Raw genomic sequence first — 20,816 nt, forward strand, 5'->3', positions numbered from 1 at the left:
TTCAAATGTTTCTGCTATTTTTTCTTATTAAAGATTTTTCTATTTAACCAATAATATGATGGAACACATTGTACAAACCTCCAACTCTTGGATTAATGGCAAATGCAATAAAACAGAAAGTAATTGCTTTTATTTTCGAAGCATTAAGTCAAAAAAGCTGTTTCCGATTTCAACTTCAACAAAGTATTGCCTGCTTATGCTCTGGTTGCTGATGTCGCTTTTCCCTCATGAGAATCTTAAAGCACAGAACGCAATTGTAACAGAAAATCAAAAAACAGGCAACCCGGCGTCTGAGTGGGACATTAGTGGTGCAGGAGATCTATCCATTCAGGGATTTGCAACAGATATTAGTGTGAACAAAGGGGGAACAGTACATTTTAAAATAAAGACAGATGCTTCTGCTTATACAATTAATATTTATCGGCTTGGTTATTACCAGGGCAACGGTGCACGTAAAATAGGTACAGCCGCAATTACAGCCAGATTGCCACAATCACAACCAGCTCCGAAGACCGATAATAGTACTGGTTTAATTGATTGCGGCAATTGGTCAGAATCAGCAAATTGGGTTGTGCCAACCACAGCTGTATCAGGTCTTTATATAGCTAAATTGAGCAGGAGTGATACAAAAGGCTCTAGTCATATCGTTTTTATCGTTAGAGATGATGCGAGTACATCTAGCCTTTATTTCAAAACCTCTGATGCTACCTGGCAAGCTTATAATGGTTATGGAGGAAATAGTTTGTATACAGGCAATACGTCGTACCCGAATGGCCATGCTGCTAAAGTAAGCTATAACAGACCATTTTATACCCGCGATGGCGGTGGTGGGGGTGGTGTTGCCGAAGACTGGCTGTTTAACGCTGAGTACCCTATGATCCGGTGGTTGGAACGCAACGGGTATGATATGACGTATATCACAGATGTAGATGCTGACCGTCGAGGAAACCTTATAAAGAACCATAGAGTATTTCTTTCAGTTGGTCACGATGAATATTGGTCTGGACAGGAGCGGGCAAATGTGGAAGCAGCGCGAGCTGCCGGTAATCATCTCGCTTTTTTTAGTAGTAATGAAATATATTGGAAAACACGGTGGGAGGCAAGTATTGATGGCACTAATACAGCTTACAGAACGCTTGTTTGTTACAAAGAAGGTACATTAGGTGAAAACTCTTGCGGTGGAAAATGTGATCCGTTATCAAATGTATGGACAGGATTATGGCGCGATGGTTGCAACTATCCAACAGCTGATGGTTGCAGACCCGAAAATGCTTTAAGCGGACAAATAAGTTGGTATGAATCGGACAATGCAATAACAGTACCTTCTACTTATAAAGGTTATCGTTTTTGGCGCAACACCTCTATTGCCACAACCAGCTCAGGAACCACAACTCTTTCTAACGGTACAATTGGTTACGAATGGGATTATGAACAAAACAATGGTAGCTATCCTGCCGGGCGTGTTCGTATGTCTCAAACAACCATTAGTGGCCATACTCATCAACTTTCTTTGTATCGGCATAGTAGTGGTGCTTTGGTATTTGGCGCAGGCACTGGTCAATGGTCCTGGGGATTAGATGGAAAACATGATCGTTCAAATTTAGGCTCAACACCTGATGTTCGTATACAACAAGCTACCGCAAATTTGTTTGCTGATATGGGAGTTCAGCCCGGATCTTTGCAAACAGGTCTCGTTGCTCCTACAGCAACAAACGATTTACAGGCCCCCGTTACTGTTATCTCTTCTCCAAAGAATGGCGCTACCATTACGCCAAATGTCGCAGTAACAATATCAGGTACCGCAACAGAGGCGGCCGGTGTAGTTGCAGGTGTGGAAGTTTCTGTAAATGGAGGAACGACATGGGTATCTGCGAACGGTACAACAAGCTGGAGTTATACCTGGACACCAACAGCCAAAGGAACATATACAATTAAAAGCCGTGCGGTGGATGATATGGGAAACCTGGAAACCACCGCTACATCTTCCAATACTATCCAAGTGAGTACAAATACAAGCAATTGTACACCCCCTACCGCTACCTTAAGTGCAACACCTGCTAATTGCAATTCTATTACGCTAAAATTAAGTGCAGCCACTGGCTTAGCTCCTTATACTGTCATAGTTAATAATCAAACCTACTCCAATGTAAATGTAAGTCAAAACTTTGCTACTGTCTCGACTGAGCAAAGCATCTGGGGTAACAGTGGAACTCCACAAACACCTAACGACAATGATGGACAAAGTATTGAAGTAGGCGTTAAATTTCAAGCTTCCCAAACCGGAACAATCACCGGTATTCGTTTTTATAAAGGCTCCGGTAATACAGGTACTCATACGGGCAGTCTTTGGAGTTCTTCCGGTACCAAGCTCGCCTCTGCCACCTTTACTAATGAAACAGCCAGTGGCTGGCAGGAAGTTCGGTTCGCTACCCCTGTTAGTATTTCAGCCAATACGACTTATGTGGCTTCGTATTATTCAACCGGAGGTGTATACTCTTCCTCTGAAAACTTTTTCGCAGCTGACGTATCTAACGGTTCTTTAAAGGCTCTGCAAGACGGGAGAGATGGACCCAACGGTATTTATAAGTTAGGTACAAGCGGTTTCCCTAATTCATCCTTTAACAGTTCAAACTACTGGGTGGATGTATTATTCAAACCAGGCAGTTCTTACACTTTCAACTTGACAAGCATTACCGATGCTAATGGTTGCAACAATACAGGCAACATCAGTACTGCTACTGTTACTCAAAGTCAACTACCAAGCTGTTCAACCACAACTTATTATCAAGACTCTGATAACGATGGTTATGGTAATCCCTTGGTTACTAAGACTGGTACTACTCCACCTGCTGGCTATGTATCTAATAACACTGATTGCGACGACAATAATGCTGCTATTCATCCGGGAGCAGCTGAAGTTTGTGGTAATAATATAGATGATAACTGTAATGGATCCGTAGATGAAGGCTGTTCTGTTGTAACGGAGCAAAGCATCTGGGGTAGCAGTGGTTCTCCTCAAAATCCTAATGACAACGACGGACAATCGATTGAAGTAGGAGTGAAGTTCCGCGCTTCGCAAAATGGAACCATTACGGGTATTCGTTTTTATAAAGGCACAAATAATACAGGTACTCATACCGGTAATCTTTGGAGCTCTGGTGGTACCAAGCTGGCCACTGCTACCTTTACTAATGAAACCGCCATTGGCTGGCAGGAAGTACGATTTGCCACCCCGGTTTCTATTTCCCTCAATACCACTTATGTTGCCTCTTATTATTCAGCATCAGGAACATATGCTTCAACTGAAGGATTTTTTGCTAACGGTTCGGTTACTAATGGTTCGCTAACAGCCCTAAGATCGGGAACGGATGGAGCAAATGGGGTTTATAGATTAGGCAGTACAGGTTTTCCAACATCATCTTATAATAGCTCCAACTACTGGGTTGATGTACTATTTAAGCCAGCCACTTCGGCAGCCAGGGTCCCAATATCGCAAGAAGACCCAAAAGGCCAAAAGCTGGCAGTAAAAGTAATGCCTAATCCGGCTGCTTCTTACTTTACCTTGCTCATTAAAGGTTCTGATAAAGGCTCTATTAAAGTAAGGGTTACAGATGCGTCGGGAAGGATAGTAGAAAATAAAGGAGACGTGAGAGCGAATGATACATTTACAATAGGAGAAAAGTACCGGCCCGGCACTTATTATGTTCAGTTGATTCAGTCAAACGAAAAAGTAATGATAAAACTTGTTAAATTATCTAAATAAATACCTCTCTGATTTTAATAATAAGGATGACATGAATTCTCAACTTTCTTAACAAAAGGAAGCCTTAGCTAACCACACCGTTCCTGACGAAAATGTTTTCTGTAGATAAAAAAAAGAAATATGGAACAAATTATAGAACATGTTAGCAATGTGATAATAAGCACTCGTGTGAAAAAGGACTTGAGCAAGTTCTGTCCTTTGCCAAAAGTAAATTCTGAAAAGGCACGCTACTGCTTTTTATGTTTTGATATACAACAATGGCTCTTGATGCCTTTACTGCTGATACTGCTTACAACTTCAAGTGCTGTTAACTCGCAAACCCCGAATGATGGGCCGGGTGGACCTATTTTGGTTATTAGTAGTACTTCGAATCCATTTAGTCGGTATTTTGTAGAAATTTTACGTGCCGAAGGACTAAATGAATTTGCAGCTAAAGATATTTCGCAGGTAACGGCGACCGATCTGAATAATTACGATGTTGTTATTCTTGGTGAAATGGCGTTGTCTGCTGCAAATGTTACCATGATAACTAATTGGGTAAATGCAGGAGGAACACTGATTGCCATGCGGCCGGATGCTCAGTTAGCAACGCTTTTAGGAATAACTCCTGTTTCTGGTACGCTTACTAATAAATATTTGCTGGTTAATACTGGTACCGAACAGGGTAAGGGCATTGTTGGGCAAACCATTCAATTCCATGGTCCGGCTAACCTTTATACATTAAACGGGGCAACGTCTCTGGCTACTCTTTACTCATCTGCAACAGCTGCAACAACCAATCCGGCTGTAACAATACGAGATGTAGGTGCCAATGGCGGACAAGCCATTGCATTTGCTTACGATCTTGCCCGCTCTGTGGTTTATACACGGCAAGGAAACCCTGCATGGGCAGGCCAGGAACGAGATGGCCAAACTCCAATACGGTCTGATGACTTGTACTTTCCTGACTGGATTGATTTTAATAAAGTTGCTATTCCACAGGCCGATGAACAACAGCATTTGCTTACTAATATTATTATAAAAGGAAATGCAGATAAAAAACCAACGCCTCGCTTTTGGTTTTTACCAAGAGGTTTGAAAGCGGCTATAGTAATGACAGGGGATGATCATGCAAGTGGAGGCACCGCAGGAAGGTTTGACCAGTATAAAGCTTTAAGTTCATCCAACACTGCAGATGCAGTAAAGAATTGGACAGCGATAAGAAGCAGTTCTTATTTGTATAATAATTCGCCGTTGACTAATGCCCAAGCACAGGCTTACCAGGCAGATGGCTTTGACATAAGCCTACATCTCTATACCAATTGTGCTGACTGGAATACAACATCCTTAACAAATTTCTTTACTGATCAGTTACAGCAATTTGCTAATCAGTATCCAAGCGTTGCAAAGCCTACCACACATCGCGTGCATTGCCTTGTATGGAGCGATTGGGCGTCGTTGCCGAAAGTGGAATTAAATAATAAAATAAGACTTAATGTGACTTATTACTATTGGCCAGGCTCGTGGCTACAAAACAGATCAGGAATGTTTACAGGGTCAGGTATGCCTATGCGTTTTGCTGATATTAATGGTGCTATCATTGATAACTATCAGCTAACTACTCAAATGACAGATGAGTCTGATCAAATTTATCCTGATTTCGTGGATCAATTATTAGATAAAGCCACCGGGGCCGAGGGATACTATGGAGTGTTCTGCGCCAACATGCATACTGATAATGTTGCCTCCACCGGTTCTGATGCTATTATTAATTCAGCTCAAACACATAATGTACCAGTAGTCTCATCTAAACAAATGTTAACATGGCTTGATGGACGAAACGCCTCAACATTTAATTCTCTTACATGGAATAACAATGTTCTTAGTTTCTCTATTACAGCCGCAAACGGTAGCACCAATCTTGAAGCTATGCTTCCTATAGATGTAAAGGCTGCAAAACTCTCAACCATTACGGTTAACGGTTCATCTGTAAGCTATCGAACAGAAACTATCAAAGGTATTCAATATGCCTTTTTTCCTGCATCTACAGCAAATTATGTGGCAACTTATACTGGTAGTTCCTGCACACCACCTACAGCCACGTTAAGTGCTGCTCCTGCTAATTGCCAAGGCAATTCTATTGCGTTAAAATTAACTGCCGCTTCGGGCGTATCTCCTTTTAGTGTTGTAGTTAATAATCAAACTTATTCAAACGTGGTTGTAGGGCAAAACTTTGCTACTGTATCAACTGAGCAAAGCATTTGGGGTAACAGCGGTACTCCTCAAAATCCTAACGACAATGATGGACAAAGTATTGAAGTCGGAGTGAAGTTCAGGGCTTCACAAAGTGGTAACATTACCGGTATCCGATTTTATAAAGGCTCTGCTAATACCGGTACGCATACGGGCAATCTTTGGAGTTCTACGGGCACCAAGCTTGCATCCGCCACGTTTTCTAATGAGACATCAAGTGGCTGGCAGGAGGTGCGTTTCGCTACTCCGGTTGCTATTACAGCAAATACCACTTATATAGCCTCTTATTTTTCAACATCCGGGGGGTATGCCTCAACTGACAACTATTTTGCCAGCAGTAATGTGACCAGCGGCTCACTTACTGCTTTGCAATCAGGAATAGACGGAGGTAATGGAGTGTATAAACTAGGTGCTTCCGGCTTTCCTTCTTCATCCTTTAATAGTTCAAGCTACTGGGTAGATGTATTGTTTAAACCTGCAGGTAACTATACCTTCAATTTAACCAGTATTACGGGTGCCAACGGCTGTAATAATACCGGTACACTCAGCACTGCGACTGTTACTCAAAGTCAATTACAACCAACCTGTACTACTACAACTTACTATAGAGATGCTGATTCGGATGGCTATGGTAACCCATCCAATAGTACAACTGCTTCAACTCCACCGGCGGGATATGTTACCAACAATACAGATTGCGATGACAGTAATGGAAATGTGCACCCGGGGGCTACCGAAGTTTGCTCCAATGGTATAGACGATAATTGTAATGGTTCTGTAGATGAAGGTTGCTCAACTACAACTTACTATCAAGATTTTGATAAGGATACTTATGGCAATCCATCAGTTACGCAAACTGGTACCACTCAGCCTACCGGCTATGTAGCACGAGCAGGAGATTGCAACGATAATAATGCCGCCATTAATCCGGGAGCGACTGAAATTTGCGGTAATGGCATAGATGAAAACTGTAACGGGAACGGAGACGACACTTGCCCAACTACTGAGCAAAGTGTGTGGGGCAATACCGGTTCTCCACAAAACCAAAATGATTACGATGGACAAACGATTGAAGTAGGAGTAAAATTCAGATCTTCCCAAGCTGGAAGCATTACCGGTATTCGTTTTTATAAAGGGACAAATAATACCGGTACTCACACAGGTACTCTTTGGACTTCCGGAGGTACTAAACTGGCTTCTGCCACATTTACCAATGAAACAGCCACCGGCTGGCAACAAGTACATTTCTCTACTCCGGTTTCAATTTCTGCGAATACTACCTATGTGGCTTCTTATTTTTCCAATTCCGGAAGATATGCTTCAACTGAAGGCTTCTTTGCTAAAAGTGGTGTTACCAATGGGCCCCTTACTGCATTGCAAGCAGGAGTAAGCGGAGCTAACGGTGTTTATAAATTAGGTGCAACAGGCTTTCCTTCTTCATCCTATAACAGCTCCAACTACTGGGTAGACGTATTATTTAAATCGGCAACTATTGCAGCAAAGGCCGCCTTATCAAAGCAGTTAGGTCAAAAACTTTCAATAAGTGTAACGCCAAATCCATCTGGCTCTTACTTTACCTTGTTTACCAAGGGCTCTGACAAAAGTTTTATGCAATTAAGAGTTATTGACGCTTTGGGAAGAATAGTGGAAACAAAAACAGGTATAGCCGCCAATAGTTCTTTGCAGATAGGCCACAATTACAGAGCCGGCGTTTACTACACACAGGTAATACAAGGAGATGAAAAAGTCACCCTGAAGCTTGAAAAGATTAGCCCGTAGTTATTACACTTAGCTAAAATAGTAAAGGCATCACTCGTGATGCCTTTACTATTACTAAATATACCAGTAAGATAATTGTGATAATTAATAAGATAATTAAAAAAAGCTTATTCAAAATTCATTAAGTCAAACTTGTAAAGTTTCTATTTTAAAGGTTTAAATAACGCAACTTTAAAATTATCTTATTAAAAAAACAGATTCCCGTCTTTATTGCCATCTTTCTATTTCATCACCTGGTGATATCTATAGCATTACTTATCATTTTAAAAAAGCTTTTAATAATCTATTTTTTAAATTAAATTGGGAATAGAATTTCAACCTTCAGCACAACATTTTTCATTCACCTATAAATCCCTTTTTATGCAATCTTCTTTACTGCTTTCAAACCTGATGAACACTATTACTTTTAACAATTACAGAAAAGTAATATTCCTTTTGCTGTTTGCATGTAGCTTTCTTTTACAGGCTCACAGCCAATCTGTACCCCCTCCAAAACAATGGGATAAAACAATTGGTGGGCCACTGGACGATTTTCTTCACGCAATGGTAGCAACGCCTGATGGAGGATATTTGTTGGGTGGTTATTATTTTCAAGGCGGCGAAGGAGGAACAACTGAACCGATTACAGGTACGTATGATTATTATATAGTAAAAATTGACAAGAATGGTAAAAAAGAGTGGGATAAAACCTACGGGGGAGATAATTACGACTTCCTTTATTCTATAGCAAATACGGCGGATAGCGGCTACTTGTTAGGTGGCTATTCTCTTTCGGGTAAAAGTGGTGATAAAAGCACAGAAAGTAAAGGCGGATACGACTATTGGATAGTAAAAATAGACAAAAATGGAAATAAAGAATGGGACAAAAGCTATGGAGGAGCCGATTACGATTTGCTTTATAATTTAGTGGCTACTCCAGATGGAGGCTTTTTATTAGGCGGCAGTTCCAGTTCAGCTATTGGAGGTGACAAAAGCGAAGGAAGTAGAGGTTCCGGAGACTATTGGATAGTAAAGGTTGATAAAAGTGGTACTAAGCAATGGGATAAGACCTTTGGCGGTTCTGATTTTGATAATTTTAAAAGTTTGATTAATACGCCTGGCGGCGGTTTTCTGTTGGGAGGCTATACTCAATCTGGCATAAGTGGAGATAAGAGCGATAGTAGCAGAGGTTTTTATGATTACTGGGTAGTTAAGATTGATAAAAATGGCAACAAGATTTGGGACAAGACTCTTGGAGGAAACAATCTTGACGAGCTTACTTCAATGATTGTAACCTCCGATACTGGTTATTTAATTGGGGGAGATTCTTATTCTCACGCCGGAGCTGATAAGACTGATAGTCAAAGGGGTTTTAATGACTATTGGATAATAAAGTTAGATGCAAATGGGAATAAGAAATGGGATAAGACATTTGGTGGAACAGGAAGCGATTATTTTTCTGCAATAGCAACTGACAATCAAGGCTATTACCTCGGCGGCTCATCAAGTTCGGGTAAAAGTGGAGACAAAAGTGAAGAAAGTAAGGGCGAATTTGACTACTGGATAGTAAAAATAGACGAAGCAGGAAAAAAACTATGGGATATTGGATATGGTGGTGGAAAGAGCGATAATCTTTCTACTATAGTTACTACTGCCGATAAAGGGTATTTACTGGGAGGACAATCTAAATCAGGTATAGGGGGAGACAAAAGTGAACCTGCATTAGGTGGGGCTGATTTTTGGCTAATAAAGTCAGGAACAGATACAGTTAAAATTCCATCTGTAACGCTTACCACCGACGATAATATTCTTAAATACACAGGCCCTGGAAGAATTAAACTGCATGCTGACGTGGCTAATTTTAGTGATACAATAGCCAGGGTTCAGTTTTACAATGGTACCACTTTACTTCATACTGAACTTTATTATCCTTATGGTTTTTTATGGACAAATGTACCTATAGGTGTTTACACTCTTTATGCTAAGGCTATAGATATAAAGGGCAACGTAGTTACATCTGACAGTGTTATTGTATCAGTTGTAGCGGAAAATGTTCCTCCTATTGTAAGTATAGTAAGTCCGCTCAGCGATACAATGTATAACGGACCTGCAACTATTGAGTTGATTGCGAAAGCAAAAGATCCAAATGACAAAATAAGTAAAGTGGAGTTTTATAATGGTGATACTTTACTGACAACAGAATATATCTATCCCTATACTTATTCGTGGATGAATGTGCAGCCAGGTACTTACAGAATTACCGCAAAGGCTACCGATGATAAAGGTCTGTCTTCTATATCTACACCGAGAATGATAACAGTAACAAGTACGGCAATTGTAAGCACCCGGCCAATTTTCACAGGTAATAAAAGGGCCACGATGAGTTTGAAGCTATTTCCTAATCCTGCAAGTAAATCTTTACAAATTTTCACAAATGGGCTTCCGCGAAATAAGGTATCGTCAATGTCGGTTATCTCGGTTGCGGGTGTTGTAATCCAAACAATAAATTCAATTACGGCAAATCAAGTAATACAACTCGATGTATCAAAGCTCACCAGCGGAATTTATAACATTAAAATTATCAGCGGTAATAATGTAACGTGGAAGCAGTTTGTAAAACTGTAAATTGGCAAATTTGAAAGGGGAAAAGTCGTTTTTTATTAATTTGTGGGAATAACGTTATATCTCAAGGTCGTAAATGAAGTTATTGAAAGGCGACTTCGTTATTTGCTTCAGGACAAAATAAGATTTTCAAACGAATTGACAGGTGCGTTGAAAAGGAGTTGGCTTTACATCCCGCTAAAAGCTCTCAGCTTTTTGAGAGGGCTTTTAAAAAAAATATGTATACTTTTTATGGCAATATGCATTTTTGTCTTACATTTGATATAGATGATTGGGGGATCATCGAAAATTAATAAACCGGGTATTTATATATCCGGTTTTCTTTTTTTAATGCCCAAGTCTTTGACTGAAAAAGCTCTACAATAAATTTCCTCAGCCCAATCAAGTTGACATTTTTAGAGATTTTATTAGTCAAAAAAAATAAGGAGAAAGAAAAAAGTGACAAAAGCCACGTAATTAATGGGTTACAATACACCACCTTTATCAGGTGAAAAAGATCGAAGAATTGTAAAAAGAATAACTTTCGAATATTTTGACGGAAATGTTATTTCTAAGATTTCTGAGTGTATTCTATCCTTTATAGCTTTGGTGTCACTCGCAGATTGTAGTTAATCCTATTTTAAACGTTCTGTTTTTTTAGGCGCTTTTCTACAGCATTAAGAAGGTGGGAAGTATCAAAAGGTTTGGGAATGTAATCGTCAGCACCGAGCTGAATACCCTTACGAAACTCACTATTTTCGGTTTTAGCAGAAAGAAAAATAAAAGGTGTATTTTGAAGGTCGCTGTTATGATGCATTATATTTAATACCTCATAGCCATCTAGTTCCGGCATCATAATATCACAAACAACTAAATCAGGATAAATCGAAAGTGCTGTTTCTACACCTTCATTGCCGTTTTCTGCTGTATATACAGTATAGTTTGCCAACTCCAGTATTTCTGCAATGTTTTCCCGAATGTCAAGGTTATCCTCTATTACCAAAATTTTTTTCATATAATAACTTTTCGTCAATGAAAATCAATAAGGATGTTTAAGAACGGATTGATAGAATTTCTGCAGGAAAAATAAACTGATAACTACTTATAAAAGTACAATAATTTATTTTAACGTGTGTAAAAAAATTATTATTTCAAAAAGGTTGAAAATCTGGGCGAAGACTACTAATTCTGAGTCTAAATCTAATTATATATTTTCTGGAAAACGGTTTTATAACGAGATCTGAATTGGAGACAATGACAGTGAACCTAGAGAATAAAAGGATCGGTTTATGAAAGATAATAAAAATGAATCGTTTGTCTACTTTATTCGAGCGAATGAAGTCTTTTTCTTGTGCCTTATCTATTATTTTTTTGCCTAAATTTAAAAAATCCAGCCTGTATTGACCAGATGTTACCGGCCCGTGCGACGGTAAAGACTATTTTGCCGGTATGAAAGATTATTCCATATCCTGGTTTAAATCCCACATACTTACTATAATCTTCCTTGAGATCTGTTCTGGCACTATGATAACCTATACCTCCATAAAATTCAAAAGATTTAATCTTATATCCTACTCTTGGTTCAATTATTACTGGTATTGTAGGCTCTGTCATTTTGTTGTGTACCTTAAAGCTAAAAGGATAAATTACAAGATGTTCCCTTAGTTTCACAGCTACGAAAGCCTCACCAACACCGCAATTATAATTTGCATGACTGTAACCAGCAGTGATTGCTAATCCCAGAGGTACAACAGGGCAATTGTTTCTCTGCGCGAACGATAGTATCGGAAATAGGAGAATGAATATTGTTTTCATTTATTTTTTAATTGTATCCGTACGCTGCTTCCTGATCTGAAATAGCAATTTATCAAATGCTTACAGCCCACGCTATTGCCATAAATTTTATTATTCAAATATCTTATCGTAGGGCTTGGATCCTTTTCACTGCCAATTCCATCATTTTATTTAAAGAATTTTTCGGGCTTAGTACGATTTTGCCACCAGCTTACACAACCGTTTTTTGGAGTGGAGCAGGACGATAAGGTTATTAGAAGAATGAGGAAAAGTTTCATTGGAAAGTTCTGTTATAGATTAGGCTGAGGAGATGGATTAGAAAAGGTCTTTTGTTTCTGTTATAGACGAAACAATTTTCTTAATGGCTGCAAACAGTAGCTTTCTTACCACATCTGGCGTAACTAACAAGTATATTTAAGTAACAGTATTATTTATTAATCCGCTCAATTTCTAAATACTAAAAATGGAATTTATTGAGGATATTAAATTATCGTTGGTTTAAGTGTGTATGTAATATAAATTTAGCAGGGCAAATTTTTATGAGACAGGTATCAAGGAGTTTGTTTTTTTCAACATTCTAAAAGTGGAATAAATGTTGGACAAGCGACTAACAAAGACGAATTTCGCTTCACTAAAACTATAAAACCAGAAGCACTTTATTATGAAAATAGCTACCTACAACGTTAATGGAATTAATGGACGTCTCCCAGTGCTACTCCGATGGCTTGCTGAAACAACACCCGATGTCGTTTGCCTGCAGGAGCTAAAAGCGCCGCAGGAAAAGTTCCCTGAGAAAGCTATACAAGATGCCGGTTATCATGCCATCTGGCACGGCCAAAAAAGCTGGAACGGGGTTGCCATACTGGCACGTAACGAGCAGCCGCACGAAAGATGTAGGATACTTCCCGGTGACGAGGACGATACACATAGCCGGTATATAGAAGCCACCGTCAATGGCATCCTCGTTGGTTGCCTCTATTTGCCAAATGGCAATCCTGCTCCCGGCCCAAAATTCGATTATAAGCTACGGTGGTTTGAAAGGTTAACTTCACACGCAGCCGGGCTTCTTGCATCTGGTATGCCTGTAGTCCTGACGGGAGACTATAATGTGATGCCAACAGAAAAGGACGTTTACAAGCCCGAGCGTTGGGGCGATGATGCCTTGTTTCGGCCAGAGGTTCGGTCTGCTTTCCATACCTTGGTTGGGCAAGGATGGACTGATGCAATACGCAAACTCTATCCTAATGAAACGATTTACACATTTTGGGATTATTTCCGTAACGCTTTTGGCCGCAATGCAGGTTTGCGCATCGACCACTTCCTGCTCAGTCCACACCTTGACAGTCGCCTCATTGCTGCCGGTGTTGACACGTCTGTTCGAGGATGGGAAAAATCCAGCGATCACGCTCCCGTATGGATCGAGTTGGCCGACAATTAATAAGAGCTAATAAATTGATGGAGCAATACGTAATCATCCGTACATTTTCTTGTCTCGGGAAGATGTTCCAACTCGGAATGTATTGGTTAGTGCAAGAGCACTTGCACGTGCTCATATAGCTTGCAAAAATATAAACGCATTATTTGCAGACAGAACTGTTTAAAGGAAGAAAATATATATTTTACATTCCTAAAACAATGAAAATGCACCTACAACGACAACTTGCCTTCTTATTCTTATTTGTTTTTGTTTCTTTCTTTAATCTTAATGCGCAACCTACAGAACAATTTATTAAAGTAGTGGTTGCACCTGATCATACCAACTGGGAGTATAAAGTAGGGGAGCGGGTAAAATTTACAGTCTCTGTATTGCAAAACGATAATCTTCTTAAAAATACTATTGTTCGTTACGAACTGGGTCCCGAAAAATTGCCGGCTACAAAAAAAGATTCTTTGCTGGTGACATCTGGTTCACTCACGGTGCAGAGTGAAGGAATGAAGACATCGGGATTTTTAAGATTAATTGCTTACGCTTATGTAAATGGCAAGCAATACAAGGGTCTTGCTACTGCTGGTTTTGAACCAATGAAAATCAGTCCCACTGTTGCCTTGCCTGATGATTTTAATGCCTTTTGGGAAAATGCAAAAAATGAACTGGCACAAATACCTATTGATGCCACGATCACTTTGTTACCTGAGCGTTGTACAGAAAAAGTAAACGTATATCATGTAAATCTGCAGAATTATGGTAACTCCCGCTTATATGGTATTTTGTGTATACCAAAAGCAAACGGAAAATATCCCGCAATATTAAGGGTACCTGGGGCAGGCGTACGGCCCTATAGTGGCGATATAGCCACAGCGGAAAAAGGATTTATAACCCTGGAGATCGGTATACATGGAATACCTGTAACTATGGATCCATCTGTCTATACCAGCTTAGGACAAGGTGCGCTTTCCAACTACTGGAATTACAATATGGACAATCGAGACCGTTTTTATTATAAAAGGGTTTACCTGGGTTGTGTAAGAGCAAATGATTTTATTGACTCTTTGCCACAATATGATGGAACCCATCTTGGTGTAACAGGTGGAAGCCAGGGAGGTGCACTTTCAATTATAACAGCAGCCTTAGATTCCAGGGTAAAATACCTTGCTGCCTTCTACCCGGCGTTAAGTGATGTAACCGGTTATTTGCAGGGTAGGGCAGGAGGCTGGCCCCATTACTTCGATAAAACTAACATTACTTTTAATAATACAAAAGAGAAAATTGCAACTGTTGCTTATTACGATGTCGTGAATTTTGCAAAACAGCTTAAAGTTCCGGGAAATTACTCGTGGGGATTTAATGATGAGACTTGTCCCCCGACTTCTATGTATGCAGCATATAATCAAATTAAAGCTCCGAAGCAACTTTACTTGGCTTTGGAAACAGGCCATTGGTCGTATTCAGAGCAAAATGAAAAGTTAAGTGGTTGGCTACAGGAACAATTAAAAAATAAGTAAGGTTATCATGTAACCAAGTGCAAATTGTATCCTAGGAGTTACAAACGAAATTACACAGTATAATTGCTTCCAATTGCACTATGAGGGGATGGTTAAGTTTTGACATTACGCCCTATTAATTTAAAATTAGGAGCCGAATACTCAACTTATTTGGCTCCTATTAATATTCTCGAATGCAAGCTTTGTTCACGCTTTTAGGTTTCTTGTAATCATCCATGATTTTCATATGGAATTATCCATGTAAAAGTTATAATTTCTCTTACTAATTATTTAATTATCGTTAATCATTATTTCACGTCAAACCTTTTTATACAAAGCCCCCTTGGTTGGCGGCGCATTCTCTGCCAAAAATCTTCTCAAATCAAAAACACCCCGCCAACCTTGAAGCAAGTGCAAAAAAGATGTCTCATCTTAGTCCAGGGAATCCTAGATTTTAAAAATACTGTATGGAAGCGTTAAAACTAATAAATGAATTAGTGGGTTGGTGAAAAGTTTGCCTCAATTATAGGGTATAAGAAAAAGGATTTTCTCTTTGAAAAAAAGCAGCTTTTACCTAACAGCTAATTGATTATCTATCCTTTTAGGACGCAAGGAATTCAGATCGATCATCAACTGTTGCAGTTTATCTTTTTTAATTTCTCCTCTTAGTGTAATTATCCCATTGCTTACACCAGCTTCTACTCCTTTGTATTTTGAAACAATTTTGTCAGTCATTTCTTTTAAATCTTTGTCAGGCGTTATGTCTACTGATGCTTCAACTATTATGTTATTAGTTACGTGTTTTACGCCATCTATTTTTTTAATAGCTTTCTCAGCATTTTTACGGCAATCTTCGTCGGGGCATTGTCCCGTTAAGGTAACAACTCCGTTAACTACTGTTGCACTCACTCCTGCAAGGTTTGGATTGGTTTGTGTCTCTGAACCAATGGCGGTCTGAATATCAGCATCCCTGTTTTGTTTGCACGATTGTATTTGAAAGCTTAATATGAACAGCAGTAATACAAGGCAGCAATAGTTTAAAATTTTATTTTTCATCTTCTTTTTGTTTTTATCTTATAAACTTAAACAATAGACATCAATATGTCGGAAATATAAAATGGCAGCCACATTGCCACCATTTATATATCTTTTTAACCTCTTTCAACTTCCTATTTAATAGTTCAAACATAAAAAAGTGTTTAGTTATTAAATATGAAACACCTTTTTTATGCTAAATTATTGTACCACCAGTTGGTGCTAAAAGCAGTACTATTTATTGCAAAAGCATGGAAACGAATGAAGTGGAGCAACACAAATTCATTAAACGTTACTTTGTATAACTTAGATTATTTATAAGAAAATGAATAGTGTCATCGTAACCGCACTTGATTATTTTAGTGATTTATATTCCATGCTAATGTGCTTGCGCCAAGTATGGCAGCATCTGCTTCATTTAATTCACTAAAAATAATTTTTACTTTATTCTTATAAAGAGGAAGTACGTTTTTCTCCATATGTTCTCTTGTGGCTTTTAAAAACAAATCTCCTGCTTTAATCACTCCGCCAAACAAGACGATAGCTTCAGGTGACGAAAACATTACAAAGTTTGCCAGGGCTTCGCCAAGTATTTGCCCGGTAAATCGATAAACTTCCTGTGCGAGTGCATCCCCTTTTAGAGCACATTCATACACTAACCTCGAATTGATTTCATTCAAACTATACTGCCGCATCAGGCTTTCCTGCTGTGTATTTTGTAAAAGTTCTCTCGCTGTGAGTACTATACCTGTTGCTGAACAGTAAGATTCTAAAGAACCTTCAAGGTCGGTTTTCCAATGTTTTCTTCCACCATGTCTTATAATGGTATGCCCTAATTCTCCAGCATACCCGTCATGGCCATACACCATTTGTCCATTGCATACAATGCCGCTGCCCATGCCGGTACCTAAAGTAATCATAATAAAATCCTTAAAGCCTTTTGCAGCGCCAAAAGTCATTTCACCAATTGCAGCAGCATTGGCATCATTGGTTAAAGTGCACGGTAAATTAAATTTTTCGGTCAATAATCTTGCAAGTGGTATTACCCCGTTCCAACGCAAATTAGGAGCATATTCTATTAAACCTGTATAATAATTTCCATTAGGAGCTCCTACACCAATACCTACTATGTTGCCTGCTTTTTGCCATGCCTCGATAATTGGCATCAGGTTATCATACAACTCATCTAAGTAAGGTTCGATAGTAGGATAGGTGTTTGTCTTTATTCTACCTTTTTTTAAAATTTCTCCGCGATGGTTGACAATACCAAACTCAGTATTGGTGCCACCAATATCAATTCCGATTGCATAGTTGGGAGAATACTGATACATAATTTTAGCGCTTAAGGGAGGCAAATGTATAGAAGTTCTCACTATTTAAAGTTGATCTTAAAATATAATCAACCTAAACCTCATTGAAAATTAGAATGAGGTAAGTTTATTCTTATGTGCATGAATTTAATAACAACAATCATATTGTTATTTGATTGTAGTCAACTTCTCCGTTTATGCAAATTGTTAGGTTTACATGAGCAAGTTCCATAGCGACAAAAGAAAATAACATCAGCACATTCATTTCAGTATATAAACTATGGACAGCATTTGTATATGAAGCGCGTTGATTGTAATTTTTTAAAAACTAAAACTTCTTAATATGAAAAAGAATATGAGTAATGCCGACAGAATAATTCGTTTAGTACTGGCTGTCACATTTGCCATACTATGGTTTCAACATGTTGTTACGGGAATATTGGGAATTATTTTGCTAGTTCTGGCCGGCATTTTTGTAATAACTAGCCTGATCGGCTTCTGCCCGTTATATTCTTTGCTTGGTATTCACACTAACACAAAGGAAAAGGCGGTATAGCAGCACCTACGATTGCTAAGAACGAAGTAAAAATGCAATTTGTAAAAATGCTGACTGCACTCTTTAAAAGAAACAAAGTAAACAGCTTTCGATTGTAATTGCTGTATTAAATATCGTTTTTGTTCGAAACTTACGTATTGATCTAATCGTACGGGAAAGGTTTTTATGACAAATAATTTAGCTATTGGAAAGAGTTATGTTAATTGAAAAAAACTTATTTTAATTTACAAAGAATGGCAAACGATAAGAATGCATATGTAGATGATTATCAAAAAAGAAAGAACATAAGTGGGAACGGGGTGTCGGGCAGTGTTTATGGGCTGGCTTTTATTGGCGCGCTGATCTATTACATACAGCATGCCACTACATTTATTATGGGAGTTTTGGGTTTTTTAAAAGCACTTGTCTGGCCTGCCATATTAACTTACAAGTTGATGGAGTACTTGAAATTGTAGATACAATAATTATGGCCAGTTAATTCGAAATTTATACGAAAGGATTGTGAATAAGCTCTGATTGAATAAGCTTTAAAATATCGACCGTAACCAAATTGGACTCCCTCACCCATATTGCCCTCGGAGCTTGTATCGGTGAAGCTTTTTTTGAAAAAGGATTTGCTAAAAAAGCTATGGTGTGGGGAGCGTTGGCGCAAAGTATTCCTGATATTGATTTCATTGCGTCGTTCTGGTTAAATACATCTGAGAACTTATTAGCTCACCGCGGTTTTACACACTCAATTTTATTTGCGCTACTCATTATTCCACTATTTGCACTAATTGCCGATAAAATTCATCGGCCACACAATATTCAATTCAAAACCTGGCTTTTATTCTTTTCTACCGAAGTCTTTCTTCATTTATTCATTGATGGTTTTAATAATTACGGAATAGGGTGGTTGGAACCTTTTAGTCATGCCCGTTTTTCTTTTAATACCATTTATGTAGCCGATCCATTTTTTTCGATCTGGCCAGCCATTGCATTTGTCATGCTGCTTATTTTAAATAGAAACAGCCCAAAGAGAAAATTCTGGTGGAGGTTTGGAGTCTTTTTGCCATTTATTTATCTTGCCTATTGCAGTGTCAACAAAATAAAAATTGATAATGATGTAAGCGAAATTTTCGCAAGACAGAATATTCCTCATCAAAAATACTTTACTACACCAGCCCCCTTACAAAACTGGTTGTGGTACGTTGTAGCAGGAAATGACAAGGGCTATTACGTTGGCTTTCGTTCTTTGTTTGACACGAAGAAGCAAATGAACTTTCAATATTTTCCTCGCAACGACTCTTTATTAAAACCATTAAGGGATCATCGCGACTTACAAAACCTTCTGCGCTTTTCTCAAAATTTTTTTACGGTAGAGAAATCGGGTGATGGTTTAATTTTTAATGATTTACGTTTTGGACAAATTATTGGGTGGAAAAATCCGAAGGAGCAATTTGTATTTCATTATTACCTTCAGCATCCTGAAGACAACAAATTGGTAGTACAGCGTGGCCGTTTTGCTAAATGGAATGGGGATGTCATAAAAGCTTTATTGAAAAGAATAAAGGGGAACTAATCTTGTTGTTATAAAATCTGGTCGATCTTAATTATTACTCATGTATTACTGCACCCGCTATTTCATCCACTTTCACTAGTTGATGGGGAAGCACATTTTATCTTTTCTCAAACCGCCCCGAAACAGAGTCTATTTTAATTCTGTACATCACGTGCTTAACCCTGTTAGCGTCATCTAATTCTCCTGTTACTTCATGTTCATGTGCATGAATTGTACTGCTTGTTCTTAATGTAAATACCCGGTTAAAAAGAATATCTCTTGCCTTTTTTGCTTCTTCGTTTTTCAATTCTTCAAATTTTCCAAATACAAGCACGCTCTGCCAGTTGGCCATATCGATCATCATATCTACTTCAAAACATACATTTGGGTTTTTACGAAGTATTTTCAACTTTGTTCCTTCATTGGTTTGCCCGTAAATGTATTCTCCATCATAGGCATACGTTACCGGTACAATATAGGGTTGTTTACCATCGGTGCAAGCTAATCTTCCCAAAGCCTGGCTTGAAAGTATATTTCGGATTTGCATCTCATTTAGTTCCCCGAGCATAAATTTTATTTGTTGCAATAAAGAATTAATTATTACAATACATTTTTCTGACTTATGATCCTGCTCACCTTGCAGCGGCTATCAAACTTATATGACCTGCAAATATTTTCTAAACCATGCTGTTGCCAGTTCCGCTACTTTATCCAACTTTCCAGGTTCTTCAAATAAGTGCGAAGCGCCTTGTACTATTACCAAATCTTTGAGGCATTGTAGTTTTTTAAATGCCTGTTTGTTTAACTCTATTACTTCAGTATCGAGGCCACCAACAATTAAAAGTGTTGGTGCCTTTACATTTTCCAGATGCTCCATAGCGAGGTCTGGGCGGCCACCTCTTGAAACGACTGCATCAATTTCAGCTTTTTGGGCTGCAGCCTGCAACGCAGATGCAGCCCCCGTACTTGCGCCAAAATACCCAATTCGGCAATCTTTTGCAGCGGGCATTTTTTTCAGCCATTCTGTAGCATCAATTAATCTTTTTGCTAACAAATCAATATTAAAACGGTTGTAGTAATCTCTGTCTTCTTCTTCCGTAAGCAAGTCGAAGAGCAATGTTCCAAAGTTGTTCTCATGTAAATGTTCTGCTACCTTTTGGTTTCGTTTACTGAATCTGCTACTGCCACTGCCATGAGAAAAAATAACAATAGCGTTTGCATTTGCCGGAATAATTAATTCGCCTTTTACGGTTACTTTTCCCGCGGGAATGCTGACATCGCCATGAAACCGTTTATTCATTTTTA

General features: G+C 38.7%; 14 protein-coding genes. 8 read left to right on the plus strand and 6 right to left on the minus strand.

The annotated features are described in order from the left end of the window. The first annotated feature begins 196 nt into the window (after positions 1-196). From B154_RS27715 to B154_RS32160, 3 genes are all read left to right on the plus strand, one after another. Entirely contained in the window at positions 197-3,763 is a 3,567-nt protein-coding gene (locus B154_RS27715; RefSeq protein ID WP_157580469.1) for a DUF4082 domain-containing protein, read from the plus strand. Between the two features lie 120 nt (positions 3,764-3,883). Then, the gene (locus B154_RS30540) at positions 3,884-7,774 is read left to right on the plus strand and encodes a DUF4082 domain-containing protein (protein ID WP_018612191.1); all 3,891 of its coding nucleotides are present in this window, start codon (positions 3,884-3,886) and stop codon (positions 7,772-7,774) included. Between the two features lie 360 nt (positions 7,775-8,134). Then, positions 8,135-10,378, plus strand: a complete 2,244-nt coding sequence (locus B154_RS32160; protein ID WP_157580471.1) for a T9SS type A sorting domain-containing protein — start codon at positions 8,135-8,137, stop codon at positions 10,376-10,378. A 616-nt stretch (positions 10,379-10,994) separates the two neighbouring features. On the opposite strand, the gene B154_RS0104825 is transcribed toward B154_RS32160, so the two are convergent. Next, positions 10,995-11,369 carry a response regulator transcription factor gene (locus B154_RS0104825; protein WP_018612193.1) on the minus strand — a complete coding sequence of 125 codons (375 nt, stop codon included), beginning with the start codon at positions 11,367-11,369 and terminating at the stop codon, positions 10,995-10,997. 341 nt (positions 11,370-11,710) lie between these two features. Then, entirely contained in the window at positions 11,711-12,169 is a 459-nt protein-coding gene (locus B154_RS0104830) for a hypothetical protein (RefSeq protein WP_018612194.1), read from the minus strand. Between the two features lie 640 nt (positions 12,170-12,809). Between B154_RS0104830 and xth the strand changes: the two genes are divergently transcribed. Then, positions 12,810-13,586: an exodeoxyribonuclease III gene (xth, locus tag B154_RS0104835; RefSeq protein WP_018612195.1), complete on the plus strand. Its 777-nt coding sequence runs from the start codon at positions 12,810-12,812 to the stop codon at positions 13,584-13,586. 203 nt (positions 13,587-13,789) lie between these two features. Further along, complete coding sequence (locus B154_RS0104840) at positions 13,790-15,091, plus strand: acetylxylan esterase (protein WP_026259969.1); 1,302 nt, start codon at positions 13,790-13,792, stop codon at positions 15,089-15,091. A gap of 549 nt (positions 15,092-15,640) precedes the next feature. Here the strand turns inward: B154_RS0104840 and B154_RS0104845 are convergent. Together B154_RS0104845 and B154_RS0104855 are read right to left on the minus strand one after the other, a co-directional pair. After that, the gene (locus tag B154_RS0104845) at positions 15,641-16,126 is read right to left on the minus strand and encodes a BON domain-containing protein (RefSeq protein WP_018612197.1); all 486 of its coding nucleotides are present in this window, start codon (positions 16,124-16,126) and stop codon (positions 15,641-15,643) included. A 338-nt stretch (positions 16,127-16,464) separates the two neighbouring features. After that, entirely contained in the window at positions 16,465-17,436 is a 972-nt protein-coding gene (locus tag B154_RS0104855; RefSeq protein ID WP_018612199.1) for an ROK family protein, read from the minus strand. Positions 17,437-17,758: 322 nt separating this feature from the next. Here B154_RS0104855 and B154_RS0104860 point away from each other — a divergent pair, with 322 nt between their 5' ends. The 3 genes from B154_RS0104860 to B154_RS0104870 all read left to right on the plus strand — a co-directional run bounded on the left by B154_RS0104860 (position 17,759) and on the right by B154_RS0104870 (position 19,532). Beyond that, a complete protein-coding gene (locus B154_RS0104860) occupies positions 17,759-17,971 on the plus strand; it encodes a YgaP family membrane protein (RefSeq protein WP_018612200.1) in 213 nt (70 codons plus the stop codon). Between the two features lie 233 nt (positions 17,972-18,204). Further along, positions 18,205-18,426, plus strand: coding sequence for a hypothetical protein (locus B154_RS0104865; RefSeq protein ID WP_018612201.1), 222 nt, complete (start codon positions 18,205-18,207; stop codon positions 18,424-18,426). Between the two features lie 95 nt (positions 18,427-18,521). Further along, entirely contained in the window at positions 18,522-19,532 is a 1,011-nt protein-coding gene (locus B154_RS0104870) for a metal-dependent hydrolase (RefSeq protein WP_018612202.1), read from the plus strand. A 97-nt stretch (positions 19,533-19,629) separates the two neighbouring features. On the opposite strand, the gene B154_RS0104875 is transcribed toward B154_RS0104870, so the two are convergent. Both B154_RS0104875 and B154_RS0104880 read right to left on the minus strand, forming a co-directional pair. Beyond that, a complete protein-coding gene (locus B154_RS0104875) occupies positions 19,630-20,079 on the minus strand; it encodes a pyridoxamine 5'-phosphate oxidase family protein (protein WP_018612203.1) in 450 nt (149 codons plus the stop codon). An 87-nt stretch (positions 20,080-20,166) separates the two neighbouring features. Continuing rightward, the gene (locus B154_RS0104880; RefSeq protein ID WP_018612204.1) at positions 20,167-20,811 is read right to left on the minus strand and encodes a dienelactone hydrolase family protein; all 645 of its coding nucleotides are present in this window, start codon (positions 20,809-20,811) and stop codon (positions 20,167-20,169) included. Positions 20,812-20,816: the final 5 nt, after the last annotated feature.

This window comes from Segetibacter koreensis DSM 18137 (assembly GCF_000374045.1).
Taxonomy (GTDB): domain Bacteria; phylum Bacteroidota; class Bacteroidia; order Chitinophagales; family Chitinophagaceae; genus Segetibacter; species Segetibacter koreensis.